This window comes from Marinobacterium profundum (assembly GCF_001528745.1).
In the GTDB taxonomy this organism is placed as follows: domain Bacteria; phylum Pseudomonadota; class Gammaproteobacteria; order Pseudomonadales; family Balneatricaceae; genus Marinobacterium_A; species Marinobacterium_A profundum.
Genome location: NZ_BCNS01000083.1, coordinates 17564 through 35293, shown reverse-complemented (window position 1 = coordinate 35293; position 17730 = coordinate 17564). Strand labels below are relative to the sequence as shown.

The window sequence follows — 17730 nt, the reverse complement described above, 5'->3', positions numbered from 1 at the left end:
AAGAATTAGTTTATGCATCCAGTAAAAGTAGTTGCTGTCACCGGCGGCAAGGGCGGTGTTGGCAAAACCAACGTTTCGGTCAATCTGTCGCTGGCACTGGGGCAGATGGGCCGCCGCGTGGTGCTGCTGGATGCAGATCTGGGGTTGGCCAACGTCGATGTGCTGCTGGGGCTAAGGCCCAAGTACAACATATCCGATGTGCTGGCCGGGGATTGTGCGCTGTCCGATGTGATGTTGAAGGCCGGGGAGAATGTTCGCATAGTACCGGCATCTTCCGGTACCCAATCCATGGCGGCGCTGGGCGTGCATGAACATGCCGAACTGATCCATGCCTTTACCGATATCGCCGACGAAATCGATGTGCTGGTGATTGATACCGCGGCGGGCATATCCGAGTCGGTGATCAGCTTCCTGCGCGCCGCCCAGGAAGTGCTGATGGTGGTGTGCGATGAGCCGACCTCCATTACTGATGCCTACGCGCTAATCAAGCTGCTGAATCGGGATCACAAGGTCACGCGTTTTCGAGTGCTGGCCAACATGGTGCGCAGTGAGTCTGAAGGTCGCAACATGTATAACAAGCTGCTGACGGTGACGGATCGATTCCTTGATGTAACACTTCAATACGTCGGATCAATCCCTTATGATGAGGCGGTACGCAAAGCGGTTAAGCGGCAAACGGCTGTTTTACAAGCGTTTTCCAGCAGTAATGCGGCGCTTGCCTACCGTCAGCTAGCTAACCGTGTCGATGGCTGGCCGGTGATGACAACGCCGCGCGGACACCTGGAGTTCTTTGTCGAACGTCTGGTGCAGGGTAAATAAAGAGGCTCCATGTATAACCAGCTGGAATTTACCTCTAGTCAGGATCTGATCACGCAGTATGCGCCGCTGGTTAAGCGTATTGCCTACCATCTGCTCGCCCGCCTTCCGGCCAGTGTTGTACTGGACGATCTGATTCAGTCCGGCATGATCGGGCTGCTGGATGCTTCTCGCAAATACAATCCCGCCAAGGGCGCCAGCTTCGAAACCTACGCCGGGATTCGTATTCGTGGTGCCATTATCGATGAAGTGCGCCGTGGTGACTGGACGCCGCGTTCGGTTCATCGCAACAGCAGGCGCATTTCCGATAGCATCCATCAGCTTGAAGCACGCCTTGGACGTGATGTCAGCGATACCGAAGTAGCGGCCGAGATGGGTGTCAGTATCAGCGAATACCACAGCCTGCTGCAGGACTCGATGGAAAGTCGCCTGTTCAGCTTTGAAGAACTGCAAAAGCCGGATGACGAGAGCGTTGGCGAGCAGTTTGTGGCAGATGATCCCGAGCCCGAGCATCAGGTTGAAAAGACTGTTTTTAATCAGGCGCTGGCCAAGGCTATCGAAGGGCTGCCGGAGCGCGAACGGCTTGTGTTGGCGCTTTACTATGACGAGCAGCTTAATCTGAAAGAGATCGGCGAGGTGCTGGGCGTGAGTGAGTCACGTATCAGTCAGATCCACAGCCAGGCGGCACTTCGGCTCAAGGGGCGGCTGCGGGACTGGCGCTAGCCGCAACCTCGGTCAGGCCAAAACTGGATATTTGCAAGCCTTGGCCGACAACTCAAAATCACTACACAGACTTGCGGCTCTGACACTTGGCGCACATTTACACCTAATACCTTTACCCAGCGCCAGGCAGTAGTCTGTTGTGGCCCACTTTTATCTGATGGAGCCTTGTGCATGGATCGCCTCAGTGTTGCAGGACTGTTACTTGCGGTAGTCGCCATAGCTGGCGGACATTATCTGGATGGGGGTCAGATTCAGCAGTTGCTAAACGGGCCTGCGGTGCTGATCGTCGTGGGCGGTACTGTGGCGGCGGCGGCTATCCAGACCCCCAGCAAGGAATTTCGCCGTGCCATCTGGTTGATGCGCTGGCTGGTAAACAGCCCCAGCTATGACTTTGAACGCGGTATTGAGCGAGTCGTGGAGTGGTGTCAGCGCACTCGCAAGCTCGGGTTACTGGGGCTGGAGGCGGAGATTGAGGCTGAACAGGATCCGGTGGTGCGCGGCGGTCTGCAGCTGCTGGTGGACGGCAAGGATGCTAATGTCATTCGCGCCATGCTGGAGATACAGCTGGTGTCCCAGGAGCAGCGTGACCTGCAGGGCGCCCGTGTGATTGAAAGCATGGGAGGCTATGCACCAACGCTCGGTATTCTGGGCGCGGTGATTGGCCTTATTCAGGTGATGAGCAGTCTGGAAGATCCGGCCGGGCTGGGCGCTGGTATCGCCACCGCCTTTGTGGCTACTATCTACGGCGTGGCCCTGGCCAACCTGCTGCTGATTCCCCTGGCCAACAAGATCAAGAGTCTGGTGCTGGCGCGCTATCGCTATCAGGAAATGATGCTCGAAGGCCTGCTGTCGATTTCCGAAGGCCAGAGTCCGCAACTCATTCGCCAGCGCATGCAAGGCTATCTGGGGTAGGGAAAACTATGGCGCGTCGGCTACCACCGCAAGATGATACGCGCCAGGATCGCTGGGTGTTGTCCTACGCCGACTTCATTACGTTGCTGTTGGCGTTCTTTATCGTTATGTATGCTATTTCGTCGGTGAACGAGGAAAAGTACCGTTCCATTTCCGATGCGCTGTCCGGTGTGTTCGAAGGCTCCGGCCGTCCACCGGGAGCGACCACCCAGGATGCTGCCAGTGATCTGGCTATCGGCAATGCCGTGCGACCTGATGCCCCGGCTATAGAAATCGATCCCGCCGATGCTGCGGTGACCGAACAGCTACGCAGTCTGCAGGCCGAACTGCAGCGCCGGTTTTCCCCTCAGATAGAGGCGGGCAGCATGAAAATCGATGGAAATGACCTCTGGCTGTCGATCGAACTGCGTGCGTCACACCTGTTTGGCAGCGCCAATGCGCTGCCGGAAATAGAAGCCGATGCGTTGCTGGGCAAGATTGCCGAGTTGTTGCGCGAGCTCGACAATCCGATTCATGTTGAAGGCTTTACCGATAATCAGCCTATTGCGACCGACCTCTACCCCTCTAACTGGGAGTTGTCTGCTGCCCGCGCCGCGGCTGTGGTGCGCATTCTGGCGCTTAATGGTGTCAGCCCCGAGCGCATGGCGGCGGTGGGCTATGGCGAATACCAGCCGGCCTACAGCAATCGCACTGAAGAGGGGCGCGGCATGAACAGGCGCGTACTGATAGTCGTGTCCCGCGACAAACGGGTGCGCCGGGCAGTGTCCTCTTTTGGCAGTCAGCAGATCAGCACTGATGCCGTCAGTGAGCTGCTGGATGCCGAACAGGAGCCCACCTTGCCGGCCATCGAACAGCTTGAAACCGAAAACGGCGGTGTGCTGTTTCGTCGCGCCGAGGTGCAGCCCTGATAGAAGCGCCGTTGTCGGCGGGCGGCGGGATCGAGTATCCTTGAGCGCTGGCAGAAAGACTGGATGGTTCGGGTGACTCAAATAACAATACTCTGGCTTGGCTTTGTGCTCTTGTCCCTGGCGGGGACGGGGGCAGGGGTCATGCTGTACCGGCGCATGCGCTATTACGAGCGGCAGCAGCAGGCGCTGATCAATGTACTGCGCAATGAGATTAGATCCATGACCAGTGGCTCCATTGGCATGGGGCGGCGTCTGATGGACGCCGAGCACAGGCTGAATATTACCGTTGAGAAGCAGCAGGAGCTGGAGAACCGCGACCCCGGCGTGCTGGCCTACAATCAGGCGGCGCGACTCATGGAAATGGGCGGCAATGTCGATGATCTGGTGAAAAGCTGTGGCATAGGCCGGCCTGAAGCCGAGCTGATGGCGCTGCTGCACCGCGAACTGCAATCCACTGAGTCCTTGCCGCAACAACAGCGCTAGAAGGCGGTCCGATAACACCCAACCTGCTGCGAATTTAACCGGCAGGAGTCGCGCCCCGCAACGAATGCCCCGCGACAAATAGTCGAAGCCCTGTGAAGCCTTGCCATCAGCCCCCATAAAAGCTTCGCTGCGGGACTCAGCTCCTACGAGGCTGTACCCTCACTATCTAGCCTCTAGCCTCTAGCCTCTAGCCTCTAGCCTCTAGCCCCTAGCCCCTGCCCCCAGGCCGGCAAACATCAGGGTTGCACCGGTGGCTCGGCCTTGAGCTGGTAGGCAAAGGCGATCACCTCCGCAATAGCCTGGTAAAGCGCCTGGGGGATTTCGTCGCCCAGCTCCAACCGTATCAGCACCTCGAGTAATTCCGGACTTTTGTGGATATGTATCTGGTGCTCCTCGGCCAGGGCTATAATTTGCTCGGCAATCAGCCCGCGGCCCTTGGCGAGTACTTCAGGTGCCCGCTGCCCAGGGGCGTATCCCAGGGCGATGGCACTGTCTTCAGGATTGATGGGTTTCATAGTCGCAGATTGCCTTTTTCGCAGGTCATCTTCTTGGGTCGAAATGGGTCAGGTCTTCAGATTGATAAGCTGGCGGCGAATGCCGGTTTCGCCGCGCGGTGCTGTGCCCTGGTGGCAGCCCAGGTCGTCGACCTCTATACCCTGTCGGTCCAGGTTGCTGGCAAATTCAGGCAGACGCTGCTCAATCAGTCGGGCGGTTTCCGGCTCCTGTGTCCAGAAGCGGGCACTCATGCGGTTATCATCCCGCAATCGCAATTCAGCCTCCAGGGGGCCCAGGGCCTGCAGATCAAAATGCAGCCGCACCAGCCAGTGACTGCTGGCCGGATCTTCGCCCCGACGAGCCCGGTAGCGCTTGAGCCGCAGCTCCACGTTTTCCATGCGCTCACCAAGGCGCACCGGCAAATCCAGTGCCAGATGGCGTTCGCTGGTTCCATCCGGCAGATCCTTGTTCTGGCTGGCGCTGTTCAGCTGTGAGCTGGTGATGCGGGCCAGCAGATCCCCCAAAAGCTTGTGCATTTGTTCCCGGGCCTGGGGCGGCAGTGCGTCTGCCAGCTGTTGCAATTGCCCCATTTGGGCTTTGAGATCCGTAGTGGCGTTACCAGGAACGCCCGCATTACTCTTTGCGTTCGCGGGCTGCGCGGCTGCACGGCCAAGGCTTGCTTCGGTAAAGAATCCCCCTTTCTCTATATTGCGGCGCACAGCCTGCCCTGAGTCGCGCAGACCGGGCGTAATGCCGAATATCTGCAACAGGGATTGTACGACTGGGCTGAGCTGGCGCGCCGCCTGGGAGGAGGCGGCCGTACCTGCCTGCGCCTGTTGCAGCAGTTGATTGAGTACATCACCGAAACTTTGCTGACGCGGCAGGCTGGTACGCAGCACGCTGTCCAGCGTCGCAGTCGCAGTCGCAGGGTTTGAGGTTGCGGGGGGGCGCGGGGTTGTCTCGGCGGCCAGGTTGAGTTGTAGCTGGCCTGCGCTGTTGCGTGACAGTACCACTGTGCTGCCGGCTGGCAGCGGCCGGGGGCTGTTCAGTTCCAGGATTTGTCCTGCACGATGCAGCTGCAGTTGCAGGCGGGTGCCGCTGGTATCGGTGCTGGATTGCAGCACTGTTGCCGCCAGCTGACCGCCGGCGGGGAGCAAGCGTGCCAGAGTAGGTTCGCCGGAGGCTGGGGTTAGCAGCTGGTTGGGGCCCAAAGTAGGTATCAAAACGACTCCAAAGAGGGGGTTGAATGCACGGCGCCTGCATTACAGAATTTGTATATAATGGCGGGTTTTACGCATAAGGGCAGATATTAGGGAGTATAGCGCTCTTGTCCTTTTGCGGCGGTTTGCGGTTCTGAGCCTGTGTTGAAAGTTGAGAATCTGTACTCTGAGCCTGTTCGAGGTTACTGGTTTGCCTGAGTCTGTGTTGAAAGTTGAGAATCTTTACTGTGAGCGCGACGAGCGGGTTCTGTTCGATGGCCTGTCCTTCGAGCTCGGTGCCGGTGAGGTTCTGCAGATTGAGGGGCAGAACGGCAGTGGCAAAACCACCTTGCTGCGCATTCTCAGTGGGCTGTCGCGCAACTATGAGGGTGAGCTCTTCTGGCGTGGTGAGCCCATGGCGGATGTGGTTGATGAATATCGTCAGGCGCTGCTGTATTTTGGCCACCTGGCGGGCGTCAAGGCAACGCTGACGCCGCAGGAGAACCTCGGCTGGTACGCAGCCTTGCAGCCAGGCATTGATAGTGCCTCCATTGATACGGCGTTGCAGCAGGTGGGGCTGGCCGGTTACGAGGATGTTCCCTGCCATATGTTATCCGCCGGGCAGCACCGTCGGGTGAGCCTGGCCCGGCTCTATCTGAGTCAGGCAAACTTGTGGATACTGGACGAGCCTTTTACCGCGATCGATAAAAAAGGGGTGGCTCAAAAGGAGCAGCTGATACTGCGTCATGCGGCTGCCGGCGGCACGGTTATCCTTACTACACATCATGAATTGCAGCTTGATGGGCTGCGTCGACTGAATCTGGACCAACTGGCTGGAACTTCATGAGCAAGATGGCGACTAATGAGCCGGCCAGACGGCGAGGGCCTTCCGCTGTCGGGGTGTTTCGGGCGGCCCTGAAGCGTGATTTGCTGCTGGCGTTTCGCAGCAAAAGTGATCTGGTCAATCCGCTGATTTTTTTCCTGATGGTGGCGACCCTGTTTCCCCTTGGGGTCAGTCCGGAGCCCGGATTTCTGGCGTTGCTGGCACCCGGGTTGGTCTGGGTCGCGGCATTGCTGGCCACTCTGCTGTCGATGGACAGCCTGTTTCGGGCTGACTTTGAGGACGGTACTTTGGAGCAGGCGTTGTTAAGCCCGCAGCCACTGATACTGATTGTGCTGGCGCGGGTACTGGCGCACTGGATAATGACCGGCCTGCCGCTGACGCTGATGGCGCCGCTGCTGGGGCTGATGTTGTTTCTGCCGGCGGATGGCATGGGCGGGCTGATGCTGAGCCTGCTGCTTGGCACGCCTACATTAAGCTTGATTGGCGCCATTGGGGCGGCGCTGACGGTGGGTTTGCGCAAGGGCGGCGTACTGATTTCGTTGCTGGTACTGCCGCTTTATATCCCGGTGCTGATCTTTGGTTCGGGCGCGGTGCAGGCGGCGGTGACGGGCCTGCCACTGGCGGGTTATCTGGCGCTGCTGGGGGCCATGCTGGCACTGGGTGTGGTGTTGGCGCCGCTGGCGATTGGGGCAGCTTTACGAATTTCTGTGAGCGGATAGTTGATTGTTTATGGCCAAGAATAAAACCGAGAAAAACTGGATGCCACGCTGGTTCTATCAGCTGGCGTCACCGCGCTGGTGTTATGACATTACCGGCAAGCTGCTGCCTGCCTTCAGTGTGCTGGCGCTGCTGCTGCTGCTCGGCGGCACTGTCTGGGCGCTGCTGTTTGCGCCGGCGGACTACCAGCAGGGCAACAGCTTTCGGATCATCTATATCCATGTGCCCTCGGCCATACTGGCGCAGTCCTGCTACATGATGATGGCGCTGGCCGGCGCCATTGGCCTGATCTGGAAAATGAAGGTGGCCGATATGGTTGCCAAGGCCTGCGCGCCGCTGGGAGCATCCCTGGCGCTGCTGGCGCTGGCCACCGGCGCCATCTGGGGCAAACCGACCTGGGGCTCCTGGTGGGTCTGGGATGCACGCCTGACCTCAATGCTGATCCTGTTGTTTTTATATCTTGGCGTGATGGCGCTGCATTCGGCGATCGAAAACGATAGCACGGCGGCGCAATCCACCGCGGTGCTGGCGCTGGTGGGGCTGGTGAATATCCCGATCATCAAGTACTCGGTGGAGTGGTGGAATACGCTGCATCAGCCTGCCACCTTCAAACTGACCGAAAAGCCGGCCATGCCGGCTGAAATGTGGCTGCCGCTACTGGTGATGCTGGTGGGGTTTTACTGTTTCTTTGCAGTGTCACTGATGTTGCGCCTGCGCCACGAAATTTTGCGCCGTGAAAGACGCAGCTCCTGGGTGCAGGCGCTGGTCGAATCACGTTGAACAAAGCCTGCCCGATGGTTCCTGCGGGCAGCCAGACCGAATTTGAATGCAAGTTGTTGAGGTGAACGTGAAGTTCGAAAGTATGGCAGATTTCATCGGGATGGGCGGGCATGGGCTATACGTCTGGCTGGCCTACGGCATAGCGCTGGCGATCCTGTTGCTCAATGTGGTGCAGCCGCTGCGCCAGACGCGTCAGCTCCTTAATCAGCAGGCGCGCCGCGTGCGCCGGGAGAAAGGGCTGTCATGAATCCCAAACGCAAGCGTCGCCTGGTCATAGTGCTGGCCATTCTGGTGAGTGTCTCTGTGGCTGTTGGATTGGCCCTGTTCGCGCTCAACCAGAACATCAACCTGTTCTATTCGCCGACTCAGATCGCGGCTGGTGAAGTACCTGAAGGCACCCGCATTCGTGCCGGTGGCATGGTGGTTGAGGGTTCCGTGATCCGTAATACGCAATCACTTATGGTGCGTTTTGAACTGACGGACTTCGCCCAAATCGTGCCGGTTGAATACACCGGTATCCTGCCCGACCTGTTCCGCGAAGGTCAGGGCATAGTTGCCCAGGGCACGGTGGATGCGCGCGGTGTCTTTACCGCGGTCGAAGTACTGGCCAAACACGATGAAAACTACATGCCGCCCGAAGTGGCTGAAGCGCTCAAGGCTGCCGGTACCATGCCCACGCCAGAGCCCGAGGTGTTTAACAAATGATTCCTGAACTCGGTGAATACGCGCTCATACTGGCGCTGTGCATGTCGGTCCTGCTGGCGGTAGTGCCTATGGTGGGCGCCACTACCAATAACCTGTTGTGGATGGGGTACGCCAGGCCATTGGCGCGGGGGCAGTTCCTGTTTCTGACCATCAGCATGGCCTGCCTGATTTATGCCTTCCTGACCGATGATTTTTCGGTGGCCTATGTGGCGGGCAACTCCAACACCCTGCTGCCGAGCTACTTCAAGTTCAGTGCGGTCTGGGGCGGGCACGAAGGTTCACTGCTGCTGTGGGTGCTGATCCTGGGGGGCTGGACCTGGGCGGTGGCTGCCAAGAGTCGCGATTTGCCGCTGGAAATTCTTGCCCGCGTACTGGGTGTAATGGGCATGATCTCGGTGGGCTTTCTGCTGTTCACTCTGCTGACCTCGAGCCCGTTCGAGCGCCTGTTGCCAGGCTTCCCGCTTGAGGGCAGTGACCTTAACCCGCTGCTGCAGGATATAGGTCTGATCATCCACCCACCGATGCTCTATATGGGCTATGTTGGCTTCTCGGTGGCCTTTGCCTTTGCCATAGCGGCACTGCTGAGCGGTCGGCTGGATGCCGCCTGGGCGCGCTGGTCGCGACCCTGGACCGTCATGGCCTGGGCCTTTCTGACCCTGGGTATTGGCCTGGGCAGCTGGTGGGCTTATTACGAGCTTGGCTGGGGCGGCTGGTGGTTCTGGGATCCGGTCGAAAACGCCTCCTTCATGCCCTGGCTGGTGGGTACGGCTCTGGTACACAGCCTGGCGGTGACGGAAAAGCGCGGTGTCTTCAAAAGCTGGACGGTGTTGCTGGCCATCTTTGCGTTCTCGTTGAGCCTGCTGGGTACTTTCCTGGTGCGCTCCGGCGTGCTGACCTCGGTCCACGCCTTCGCCACGGACCCCGAGCGTGGCTTCTTCGTGCTGGCGCTGCTGGGCATTTCCATCGGTGGTTCGCTGCTGCTGTATGCGCTGCGGGCGGCTCATGTGAAGAGCGATTCAAGCTTTGCGCTGCTGTCCCGGGAAACCATGCTGCTGGTCAATAACATTGTGCTGGTCGTGGTCTGTCTGATGGTGCTGCTGGGCACGCTTTATCCGTTGCTGATCGATGCCCTGGGCATGGGCAAGATTTCGGTCGGACCACCGTACTTCAACAGCCTGTTTGTGCCGCTGATGTCGCTGCTGGTGCTGTTTATGAGCGTGGGTACCGTATCGCGCTGGAAGCAAAGCCAGGCTAAGCAGATCTCCCTGGTGCTCTGGCTGCCGGCCGTGCTGGCGATTCTGTGCGGCATTGCCACCCCCTTGCTGATGGATGGCAGCTTCAATTTGGTGGCGGCCGCGGCTATGGCGCTGGCCTACTGGGTCTTCTTCAGCCAGCTGCGTGATCTGTACGCCAAGGTGCGCAGCAAGCGCCGCTTGCGCGATGGCCTGCGCAGTCTGTCACGCAGCTATTGCGGCATGGTCGTGGCCCATACTGGCATCGCCGCCGTAGTGGTGGGCGTTACCATGGTGTCGCTCTACAGCGAAGCCCAGGATCTGCGCATGGCGCCGGGTGACAAGGTCGAGTTCGGCCAGTATTCCTTCATCTTTGATGGTGTGCGCGAGCAGCAGGGTCCGAACTATGTATCGGACATGGCCCGCATCCGGGTACTGAAAAACGGCGAAGCCTATAGCGAGATGTTCCCGGAGAAGCGCTTTTACAAGGCACGGGGCAGTGTCATGACGGAGGCTGCCATCGATGGCAGTCTTTTCCGCGACCTTTATGTGGCCATGGGGGAGTCCCTGGGTGATGGTGCCTGGGCTGTGCGCGTGCAGCACAAGCCCTTCGTACGCTGGCTCTGGCTGGGCGGTCTGCTGATGACCTTCGGCGGCCTGCTGGCCGCGACAGACCCGCGCTATCGCAAACAGGCGCGCCGCAAGGCGCCGGTTGCGGCCTGATAACAAGGATTCTGATGATGCTAAGACGACTGCTGGTTTTTATTCCGTTATTCATTTTCTTGACGGTGGGCTTTTTCCTCTGGCGTGGTTTGCAGCTGGATCCGGCGGAGTTGCCTTCGGCGCTGATCGACAAGCCGGTGCCGGCCTTCAGCCTCAGTTCGGTGTTCGACGAAAACACTCTGCTGACCCAGGAGCAGCTCAAGGGCAAGCCTGCGTTGCTGAATGTCTGGGCCACCTGGTGCCCGACCTGCAAGCAGGAGCACGAGCAGCTCAACCGTATCGCCAGGAACGAAGGTGTGACCATCTACGGTATCAACTACAAGGATGATCGCGCCAAGGCGCAGGACTGGCTGACCCGCTACGAGGATCCCTATGTCCTCAACATCTACGATGACAAGGGCTCGCTGGGCCTTGATCTTGGCGTTTATGGCGCACCTGAAACCTACATTCTCGACAAGGACGGCATTATCCGTTATCGCCATGTGGGTGAGGTCAACGAGAAGGTCTGGGGCAAACTGCGAGGCCTGATGCAGGATCTGGAGGGGAGTGGCTCATGAGGCACCTGCTGATCATGCTGCTACTCTGGCTGCCGCTGACTGCCCAGGCTGCCATCGACAGTTTCGAGTTTCGCGATGAGGCGACCCGGGAGCGTTTTTACAGCCTCACCGCCGAGCTGCGCTGCCCCAAGTGTCAGAACCAGAATATCGCCGACTCCAACTCGCCCATAGCCCAGGACCTGCGGAACGAGATTCACCGCATGCTGCAGCAGGGCGATTCGGATCAGGAGATCGTCGACTTCATGGTGGCGCGCTATGGCGAGTTTGTACTCTATCGCCCGCGTGTTACCGCCCAGACGCTGGTGCTCTGGTATGGCCCCTTTGGCCTACTGGCCATTGGTGTGGTGGTCATAGTGGTCATGACGCGCCGGCGTAAAAAAGCGCCTCGCCCGGGTGTACCTGAGGTGCAGGAGACGGGCCCGCTTGAGCCGGTGGAGCCCTTGTCGGATGCCGAGCGGCACCGGCTGGATAAATTGCTTAAACAGGATGAGAAATAATGGCGGGTCTGTGGACCGGAATAGCTCTGTTGACACTTTGTGCGCTGGGCATAGTGCTGTTGCCCCTGTTGCGTGCGCGCAGGCTGCAGCAGCAGGAAGTGGCCGAGGATCGTGACCGGCAGAATATCGATATCTACCGCGAACGTCTGTCGGAACTGGAGGCGGAAAAGGCTCAGGGCAACCTGGCCCAGCCCGAATTCGAGGATCTGAAGCTGGAGCTCGAGCGCAGTCTGTTACAGGACGTGGGCGATACTGAAGCCTCGTTGCGGGTGTCGAAAATCAGCAGCATGCAGGTGATTACGGTGTCCGTGATGGCGGTATTGCTGGTGATCAGTTCACTGGGGTTGTACGCCAAGCTTGGCAGTGCACCGCGGCTTGAGCTGGCACTGGAGCGCCAGGCGCAGCCGGATCCGTTTGAGGGTCGTACGCCGACGCTGGAGGAAGCCCTGTCGCGGCTGGAGCACGAACTGGACGTCACGCCGGAAAATGTCGAAGGCTGGTATTTGCTGGCCACCACCTACATGGGGGCCGGGCGCTTTGACGACGGCATCGCCGCCTTCAAGCAGGTGCTGCAACGTTTACCGCAGGATGCGCCGCAGTATACAGGGGTGATGGGGCAGTACGCCCAGGCACTGTATTTCGCCAATGGCGGCAAGATGAATGAGCAGGTGCGCGAGCAGGTGGCAGCCACGTTGCAGCGCAACCCCAGTGAAATTACCGCCCTGGGACTGTTGGGCATAGATGCGTTTGAGCAGCAGCGCTATGCCGAATCCATCGATTTCTGGTCCAGGGCGCTGGCCCAGGCCGACCCTTCTGCGGCTGAGTCGCTGCGCGCCGGTATTAGCCGTGCCCAGCAGGAATTGCGGGCACTGGGCGAACCGGTACCTGAAGTCGCGGGCATCGAAGCTGCGGAGATTCGACTTGCAGTGCGTTTGGCTGAAGGTCTTGGCACGACACTGGAACCGGACCAGGCGGTCTTTATCTTCGCCCGTCCGGTGGGCGGGCGCATGCCACTGGCGGCGATCAAGCTCAAGGTGTCGGATCTGCCGCTGGAAGTGGTGCTCGACGATACTCAGGCGATGACGCCCCAGGCGCGCTTGTCAGGTGTGGATGAAGTCGAGGTCGGGGCACGAATCTCCCTGACCGGTACGCCTGAGCCGAAAACGGGTGATTTATTCGCGATTCTGAGTCCTGTTTCTGTGCGTGGGCAGACGCAAGCGCTTGATCTGGTTATTGATCAGGTTGTGGAGTAGTCGTCGCTCGGTCTATAGTTGCATCTGTTATCGTCGGGGCGACCTAGTCACTCTGGCGAGAAAAGTAGTCGGTGGCCAGAGTTCGACTGGCGCCAGTCAAAAAACTTTGAGATAGCAGCGGATTTATGGAGATCAGCCTCAGAGAGTGGCTTGTCGTCGGCGGTGTGATAATCATTGTGCTGATCATCTTTGATGGCTGGCGTCGTGTGCGTGGCAGCCGCAATAGTTTGCGTATGGATATTGATCGCAAACTGCGTGATCTGCCGGAAGAGCCGGCGGCACCTTCAAGCAATCCCGAATTGCCCTACGGTGGAGCCAGGCCCATAAGTGGCGAGGTGCCGGAATTTGTGCCCAAGCGCAAGCAGTCCAGTGCCTATGCCGCCAAGATGGCCGCCATGGCTCAGGCTGCGGACGAGTCTGCGGCGGAACCGGTTGAGCGCATCGAGCCGACCTTTGGCTTTGACGACGATGCCAAGGTTGAGTCGAGCCCGTCACACCCGCATCAGTCCCCGGTCTCGGATCCCGCTCCGGTGGCTCCGGCCCGCACGACTAACCCTGTTGCAGCTACTCAGTCCGGTGCGACACCGGCGGCAGCTGCATCTCCGGCGCCAGTTGCTAGGCCGCCTGAGCCCCTGCAGGGGTTTGCGCCAGATTCTGAGGCAGACCCATTATTTGACGAGCCCTCTGACGAAGACTATCCGGTACCGCCACAGGCGCCGCGGGCTAATCAACCGCAGGGTACCGAGGCTTTGGCGAACCCTGATTCTGCCGCAGATGCTGTACCGCATCGCGAGGCTGAAGATAGACCCGCTGCCGCGGCCTTTGGTGATACTGATCCGTTGTTCGATGAGCTTCCCGCACAGCCTGCGCTGGATCTGGAAAAACCCATTCCATTGCTGATGGAACGCAACCGTCAGCCTAGACGTGCGGCGGCTGCACCTGAAAAATCTCAGGCCGAGAGTGCACCGGCCAGCCTGCGGGCGAAGCCCGTTACGCCACCGCAGCAGGATCTGTTGTTCGGTGGCGCCCCTGAAGCCCTGGATGATGCGGCTGCCAGCGATGCTGCGCCGGCCAAGGCACGCCAAAGCGGCGCCGCTCCCAAACCTGAGAACGTGCTGGTGATTACAGCGGTGTCCACCATGGATGCAGGCTTCTCCGGAGGTCTGCTGTATCGACTACTGGCGGCCTGTGACCTGCATTTTGGCGACATGGCTATATTCCATCGCCATGAAGATGGCAGCGATACGGGCCCGGTTCAGTTCAGCATGGCCAATGCCGTTAATCCCGGCACCTTTGACCTGACCACCATCGATCAGATGCGCACTCCGGCTGTCACCTTTTTCATGTCGATGGAAGAGCCGCGGGATGTGATGAACGCCTTTGAGTGCATGCTGGCCACGGCCGAGACGCTGGCGGAGCATCTTGACGGTGACCTGCTGGATGAAAACCGCTCGGTGCTGCGTCCGCAGACCAAGGAGCACTATCGCCAGCGCATTCGTGATTTTGAAATGCACAACCGCTCCCGCCGGGGCGGTACGCGCTAGCTCTTGTGTCTACAGGGCGGGGTCGCCGGCCCCGTCACATCTGCCAACACTGGCGATTTAAAGCACTTTTAACTTCTTTTTCAGGATGACTCTGATTCCATGTGTTCGGCTGTAACGATTGAGCAGGAGCTGCGGCAACTGCGTGATGCCCTGAATCACCATAATTATCGCTACTACGTGCTTGATGATCCTGAGTTGCCGGATGCCGAATATGATCGCCTGTTTCAGCGTCTCAAGGCGTTGGAAGCCGAACATCCCGAGCTAATTAGCGCCAGTTCCCCGACCCAGCGTGTGGGTGCAAGACCGCTGTCTGCCTTTAGTCAGGTGCAGCACGAAATGCCGATGCTGTCGCTGGATAATGCTTTTAACGCCCAGGAGCTGCGCGACTTTGTACGCCGGGTGCAGGAGCGCCTCAAGCTTTCCAGCGGTGACGATATCGCCTTTGCCTGTGAGCCCAAGCTGGATGGTATTGCCGTCAGCGTGCTTTATGAGAACGGCTTGCTGGTTCGGGCGGCGACGCGAGGCGATGGCTCCACCGGTGAGGATATCACCCAGAACGTGCGCACTTTGCGTAGCGTGCCGCTGCAGCTCAATGGTACCGACTGGCCAGCAAGGCTTGAGGTGCGGGGTGAAATCTACCTGCCCAAAGCCGGCTTCGAGGCGCTGAATGAACGCCAGCGCGAACGGGACGAGAAAACTTTTGTGAATCCCCGCAATGCCGCTGCCGGCAGCCTGCGCCAGCTGGATGCCCGCATTACGGCGGACAGGCCGCTGGAGATGTGCTGTTACAGTACCGGCATCGTCTCGGACGACGCAGCGCTACCTAATGGCCATTTCGAAACCTTGCAGCTGCTGCACCGCTGGGGTTTTCGCATTAATGCGCAAATGCGTTTGGTGCAGGGTGCCGACGGTTGCCTGGAGTACTACGAGGATCTCGCCGCGCGGCGTGACAGCCTGAGTTACGACATAGACGGCATCGTCTTCAAGGTGAACGATCGGGCGCAGCAGGAGCAGCTGGGCTTTATTTCGCGGGCGCCACGCTGGGCCATCGCCCACAAATTTCCCGCCCAGGAAGAAATGACCAAAGTACTGGCGGTGGAGTTTCAGGTAGGCCGTACCGGTGCGGTAACGCCGGTGGCACGGCTTGAACCTGTGTTTGTGGGCGGTGTGACAGTGAGCAACGCGACCTTGCACAATATGGATGAAATCGCCCGCCTGGGGCTCTGTGTTGGCGATACGGTGGTGGTTCGCCGCGCAGGTGATGTTATTCCCCAAGTGGTGCAGGTAGTGATCGAAAGGCGCAGTGGTGAAGAGACGCCGGTGACTGTGCCCGAAACCTGCCCCGAATGTGGCTCCCAGGTTGTACGCAACCAGCTGGTACGCATGCTTAAGGGCAAGGAAGAGCTGGTTGATGGCACCGGCTTTCATTGTGTCGGTCGCCTCGCCTGTGGAGCACAGCTGTCCCAGGCGATTATTCACTTTGTCTCGCGCCGGGCCATGGATATCGACGGTCTGGGCGACAAGAGCGTTGAGCTGCTGGTCGAGCGTGAACTGGTGCACTCACCGGCCGACCTGTATCGCCTGGGTATCAGTGACTTCATGACACTGGAGGGCTTTGCGGAGATCTCATCGGCGAAACTGTACCATTCGATTCAGGCCAGCAAACAGGTGCCATTGGCGCGCTTCATTTATGCCCTGGGCATCAGTGAAGTGGGCGAAGGCACGGCACGGGCGCTGGCTCAGAACCTGGGCAGTCTGGAGCGCATAGCTACGGCCTTGCCGCTGCTGCTGACCTGCCTGCCAGAGGTGGGGCTGGGTGTTGCGCGCGAGATCGCCGGATTCTTTAGCGACGCGCATAACCGTCAGGTGATTACGGATCTGGCGGAACTTGGCGTAGTGCCCCAGGGCAACGGTGAGCTGGGGGCAGTACTTCGTGGCAGCGTAAGCCTGGCTGATCTGCTGGTTAAGCTGAAAATCGACAAGGTCGGCCCCGTTATGGCCAGGCATCTGGCCGAACACTTTGGCTCGCTACAGGCATTGCTGCAGGCGGATGATGCTCAGCTGGCTGCCGTGCCCAAACTGTCAAAGGCCGGCTGCTCCAATGTGCGCAACAAGCTGCAGGACGCTGACTGGTGCGCACAGGCGCAGGCGATTGAAGCGCAGCTGCTGGCGTTTGGCATGCACTGGAGCTGTGAAGCTCAGGGTGCCGATGGCGTTGAGGCTGCGGCCGAGCCCCTGGCCGGTCAGACATGGGTGCTGACCGGAACCCTGGAATTTATGACGCGGGATCAGGCCAAGGCCTATCTGCTGTCGCTCGGCGCCAAGGTGTCGGGCAGTGTATCCGCAAAAACCGACTGTGTGGTTGCAGGCCCGGGTGCCGGCTCCAAGCTGGCAAAGGCGCAGTCGCTGGCGGTCAAAGTGATTGATGAAGGAGAATTCATTGAACAGCTCCAGCACTATGGTATTACCCATTAAGCGCCTGGCCTTGCTGGCCCCCGTTGCCTGGCTGGCCGGCTGCGCATCCATTACGCCACCCGTGCTGCCAGGCTGGGCAGGCGGGAGCGAAACAACTGCCGCTGTCGAGGAAACAGCCCCTGCTACCTGTACGCTGCTCGAGGGTCAGGCTCCGTTACGTGTGGCATTGCAGGACGCCAGAGGGAAGTGGGGGCTTGAACCTGCAGTCGCTCTGGCGCTGCTGGAACCACCGCTGGGCGGCAATCACAAGCGCCATGTGCTGCCCTTTGGCAATAACTGGGATGAGTACCGCATTGCGCAGAGTAACTGGTCGGCCACGACCGATGATATAGAGGATGCGGTGGACTTTCTCGGCTGGGGTGTGGCGCGTAACCGCCAGATGCTGCAGCTGGATATTCAGCAGGTAGACGCACTCTATCTGGCCTACCGACTCGGTCCTGGCGCCTACAGCCAGGGCATACACAAGGGAATCTGGATCGAGAAGGAAGCCGAGCGTGTGGCGGTGCGGGCCAAACTGTATAACGCTGAACTGCAGCGCTGCCCCGAACTGGTGGATTCCAGTCGCTGGGAATGGCAGCGACTCTGGGGCTGGTGGTGATTATTCCCCATGGCGAGTTATCGCCTGACACCCTGGATAACCTGATCAGCGAGTTTGTCACCCGTGATGGTACCGACTACGGTGAACAGGAAACGCCTCTGGCGAGCCGGATAGGGCAGGTGCGTCAGCTGTTGCAGCGCGGTCAGGTGGTGATACTGTTCAGCGAAAGTACAGGGCTTTGCAATATAGTGGCAAAGGATCAGCTGGAAAAATAAGCCTGTTCCGTAGTCATACTGCATAGAGCAGCATCGCGAGCGTATTTGCCGTGA

General features: G+C 59.3%; 20 protein-coding genes. 18 read left to right on the top strand and 2 right to left on the bottom strand.

The features are described from left to right. Nucleotides 1-12: 12 nt before the first annotated feature. From MPRO_RS04405 to MPRO_RS04385, 5 genes are all read left to right on the top strand, one after another. Nucleotides 13-819: a MinD/ParA family protein gene (locus tag MPRO_RS04405; RefSeq protein ID WP_067287559.1), complete on the top strand. Its 807-nt coding sequence runs from the start codon at nt 13-15 to the stop codon at nt 817-819. A 9-nt stretch (nt 820-828) separates the two neighbouring features. After that, nucleotides 829-1539: an RNA polymerase sigma factor FliA gene (locus tag MPRO_RS04400; protein WP_067287555.1), complete on the top strand. Its 711-nt coding sequence runs from the start codon at nt 829-831 to the stop codon at nt 1537-1539. Between the two features lie 171 nt (nt 1540-1710). After that, the gene (locus MPRO_RS04395) at nt 1711-2451 is read left to right on the top strand and encodes a flagellar motor protein (protein WP_067287552.1); all 741 of its coding nucleotides are present in this window, start codon (nt 1711-1713) and stop codon (nt 2449-2451) included. An 8-nt stretch (nt 2452-2459) separates the two neighbouring features. After that, nucleotides 2460-3359, top strand: a complete 900-nt coding sequence (locus tag MPRO_RS04390) for a flagellar motor protein MotB (protein WP_067287547.1) — start codon at nt 2460-2462, stop codon at nt 3357-3359. A 63-nt stretch (nt 3360-3422) separates the two neighbouring features. Further along, nucleotides 3423-3842 carry a DUF2802 domain-containing protein gene (locus MPRO_RS04385; RefSeq protein WP_067287543.1) on the top strand — a complete coding sequence of 140 codons (420 nt, stop codon included), beginning with the start codon at nt 3423-3425 and terminating at the stop codon, nt 3840-3842. A gap of 236 nt (nt 3843-4078) precedes the next feature. Here the strand turns inward: MPRO_RS04385 and MPRO_RS04380 are convergent, their stop codons facing one another. After that, the gene (locus tag MPRO_RS04380; protein ID WP_067287539.1) at nt 4079-4357 is read right to left on the bottom strand and encodes an EscU/YscU/HrcU family type III secretion system export apparatus switch protein; all 279 of its coding nucleotides are present in this window, start codon (nt 4355-4357) and stop codon (nt 4079-4081) included. Between the two features lie 48 nt (nt 4358-4405). Then, complete coding sequence (fliK, locus tag MPRO_RS04375) at nt 4406-5560, bottom strand: flagellar hook-length control protein FliK (protein WP_158651751.1); 1155 nt, start codon at nt 5558-5560, stop codon at nt 4406-4408. 199 nt (nt 5561-5759) lie between these two features. Between fliK and ccmA the strand changes: the two genes are divergently transcribed. The 13 genes from ccmA (at nt 5760) to MPRO_RS04310 (ending at nt 17676) form a co-directional block, all read left to right on the top strand. Beyond that, nucleotides 5760-6383 (top strand): cytochrome c biogenesis heme-transporting ATPase CcmA, encoded by a 624-nt coding sequence (gene ccmA / locus MPRO_RS04370; protein WP_439646778.1) that lies wholly within the window; start codon nt 5760-5762, stop codon nt 6381-6383. Further along, the gene (gene ccmB, locus MPRO_RS04365) at nt 6380-7099 is read left to right on the top strand and encodes a heme exporter protein CcmB (protein WP_067287528.1); all 720 of its coding nucleotides are present in this window, start codon (nt 6380-6382) and stop codon (nt 7097-7099) included. Before ccmA ends, ccmB begins: the two co-directional genes overlap by 4 nt. 10 nt (nt 7100-7109) lie before the next feature. Next, nucleotides 7110-7877, top strand: a complete 768-nt coding sequence (locus MPRO_RS04360) for a heme ABC transporter permease (protein ID WP_067287525.1) — start codon at nt 7110-7112, stop codon at nt 7875-7877. A gap of 82 nt (nt 7878-7959) precedes the next feature. Then, nucleotides 7960-8124 (top strand): heme exporter protein CcmD, encoded by a 165-nt coding sequence (gene ccmD, locus MPRO_RS04355; RefSeq protein ID WP_173645495.1) that lies wholly within the window; start codon nt 7960-7962, stop codon nt 8122-8124. Next, nucleotides 8121-8582, top strand: coding sequence for a cytochrome c maturation protein CcmE (gene ccmE / locus MPRO_RS04350; RefSeq protein WP_067287522.1), 462 nt, complete (start codon nt 8121-8123; stop codon nt 8580-8582). The genes ccmD and ccmE overlap by 4 nt, the downstream gene beginning before the upstream one ends. Beyond that, nucleotides 8579-10537, top strand: coding sequence for a heme lyase CcmF/NrfE family subunit (locus tag MPRO_RS04345; protein ID WP_067287518.1), 1959 nt, complete (start codon nt 8579-8581; stop codon nt 10535-10537). Before ccmE ends, MPRO_RS04345 begins: the two co-directional genes overlap by 4 nt. A gap of 14 nt (nt 10538-10551) precedes the next feature. After that, nucleotides 10552-11094 (top strand): DsbE family thiol:disulfide interchange protein, encoded by a 543-nt coding sequence (locus MPRO_RS04340; protein ID WP_067287515.1) that lies wholly within the window; start codon nt 10552-10554, stop codon nt 11092-11094. Next, entirely contained in the window at nt 11091-11591 is a 501-nt protein-coding gene (locus MPRO_RS04335) for a cytochrome c-type biogenesis protein (protein WP_067287512.1), read from the top strand. The genes MPRO_RS04340 and MPRO_RS04335 overlap by 4 nt, the downstream gene beginning before the upstream one ends. Beyond that, on the top strand, nt 11591-12844 hold the full coding sequence (gene ccmI / locus MPRO_RS04330) for a c-type cytochrome biogenesis protein CcmI (RefSeq protein WP_067287509.1): 1254 nt from the start codon (nt 11591-11593) through the stop codon (nt 12842-12844). Before MPRO_RS04335 ends, ccmI begins: the two co-directional genes overlap by 1 nt. Before the next feature lie 125 nt (nt 12845-12969). Further along, on the top strand, nt 12970-14388 hold the full coding sequence (gene zipA / locus MPRO_RS04325) for a cell division protein ZipA (protein WP_067287506.1): 1419 nt from the start codon (nt 12970-12972) through the stop codon (nt 14386-14388). A 99-nt stretch (nt 14389-14487) separates the two neighbouring features. Next, nucleotides 14488-16863, top strand: coding sequence for an NAD-dependent DNA ligase LigA (gene ligA, locus MPRO_RS04320; RefSeq protein WP_067287502.1), 2376 nt, complete (start codon nt 14488-14490; stop codon nt 16861-16863). Beyond that, nucleotides 16829-17461, top strand: a complete 633-nt coding sequence (locus tag MPRO_RS04315) for a transglycosylase SLT domain-containing protein (protein ID WP_158651750.1) — start codon at nt 16829-16831, stop codon at nt 17459-17461. The genes ligA and MPRO_RS04315 overlap by 35 nt, the downstream gene beginning before the upstream one ends. After that, nucleotides 17434-17676 carry a YheU family protein gene (locus MPRO_RS04310; RefSeq protein WP_067287496.1) on the top strand — a complete coding sequence of 81 codons (243 nt, stop codon included), beginning with the start codon at nt 17434-17436 and terminating at the stop codon, nt 17674-17676. The genes MPRO_RS04315 and MPRO_RS04310 overlap by 28 nt, the downstream gene beginning before the upstream one ends. Nucleotides 17677-17730: the final 54 nt, after the last annotated feature.

Bases quoted from the DNA above. Each gene is read 5' to 3' on its own strand.
- MPRO_RS04400 (WP_067287555.1), top strand. From the start codon at position 829: ATGTATAACCAGCTGGAATTTACCTCTAGTCAGGATCTGATCACGCAG.
- MPRO_RS04335 (WP_067287512.1), top strand. From the start codon at position 11,091: ATGAGGCACCTGCTGATCATGCTGCTACTCTGGCTGCCGCTGACTGCC.
- MPRO_RS04385 (WP_067287543.1), top strand. From the start codon at position 3,423: ATGGTTCGGGTGACTCAAATAACAATACTCTGGCTTGGCTTTGTGCTC.
- MPRO_RS04360 (WP_067287525.1), top strand. From the start codon at position 7,110: ATGGCCAAGAATAAAACCGAGAAAAACTGGATGCCACGCTGGTTCTAT.
- ligA (WP_067287502.1), top strand. From the start codon at position 14,488: ATGTGTTCGGCTGTAACGATTGAGCAGGAGCTGCGGCAACTGCGTGAT.
- MPRO_RS04405 (WP_067287559.1), top strand. From the start codon at position 13: ATGCATCCAGTAAAAGTAGTTGCTGTCACCGGCGGCAAGGGCGGTGTT.
- ccmD (WP_173645495.1), top strand. From the start codon at position 7,960: ATGGCAGATTTCATCGGGATGGGCGGGCATGGGCTATACGTCTGGCTG.
- MPRO_RS04390 (WP_067287547.1), top strand. From the start codon at position 2,460: ATGGCGCGTCGGCTACCACCGCAAGATGATACGCGCCAGGATCGCTGG.
- zipA (WP_067287506.1), top strand. From the start codon at position 12,970: ATGGAGATCAGCCTCAGAGAGTGGCTTGTCGTCGGCGGTGTGATAATC.
- MPRO_RS04345 (WP_067287518.1), top strand. From the start codon at position 8,579: ATGATTCCTGAACTCGGTGAATACGCGCTCATACTGGCGCTGTGCATG.
- ccmI (WP_067287509.1), top strand. From the start codon at position 11,591: ATGGCGGGTCTGTGGACCGGAATAGCTCTGTTGACACTTTGTGCGCTG.
- ccmE (WP_067287522.1), top strand. From the start codon at position 8,121: ATGAATCCCAAACGCAAGCGTCGCCTGGTCATAGTGCTGGCCATTCTG.
- MPRO_RS04340 (WP_067287515.1), top strand. From the start codon at position 10,552: ATGATGCTAAGACGACTGCTGGTTTTTATTCCGTTATTCATTTTCTTG.
- MPRO_RS04310 (WP_067287496.1), top strand. From the start codon at position 17,434: ATGGCAGCGACTCTGGGGCTGGTGGTGATTATTCCCCATGGCGAGTTA.
- MPRO_RS04395 (WP_067287552.1), top strand. From the start codon at position 1,711: ATGGATCGCCTCAGTGTTGCAGGACTGTTACTTGCGGTAGTCGCCATA.
- MPRO_RS04380 (WP_067287539.1), bottom strand. From the start codon at position 4,357: ATGAAACCCATCAATCCTGAAGACAGTGCCATCGCCCTGGGATACGCC.
- ccmB (WP_067287528.1), top strand. From the start codon at position 6,380: ATGAGCAAGATGGCGACTAATGAGCCGGCCAGACGGCGAGGGCCTTCC.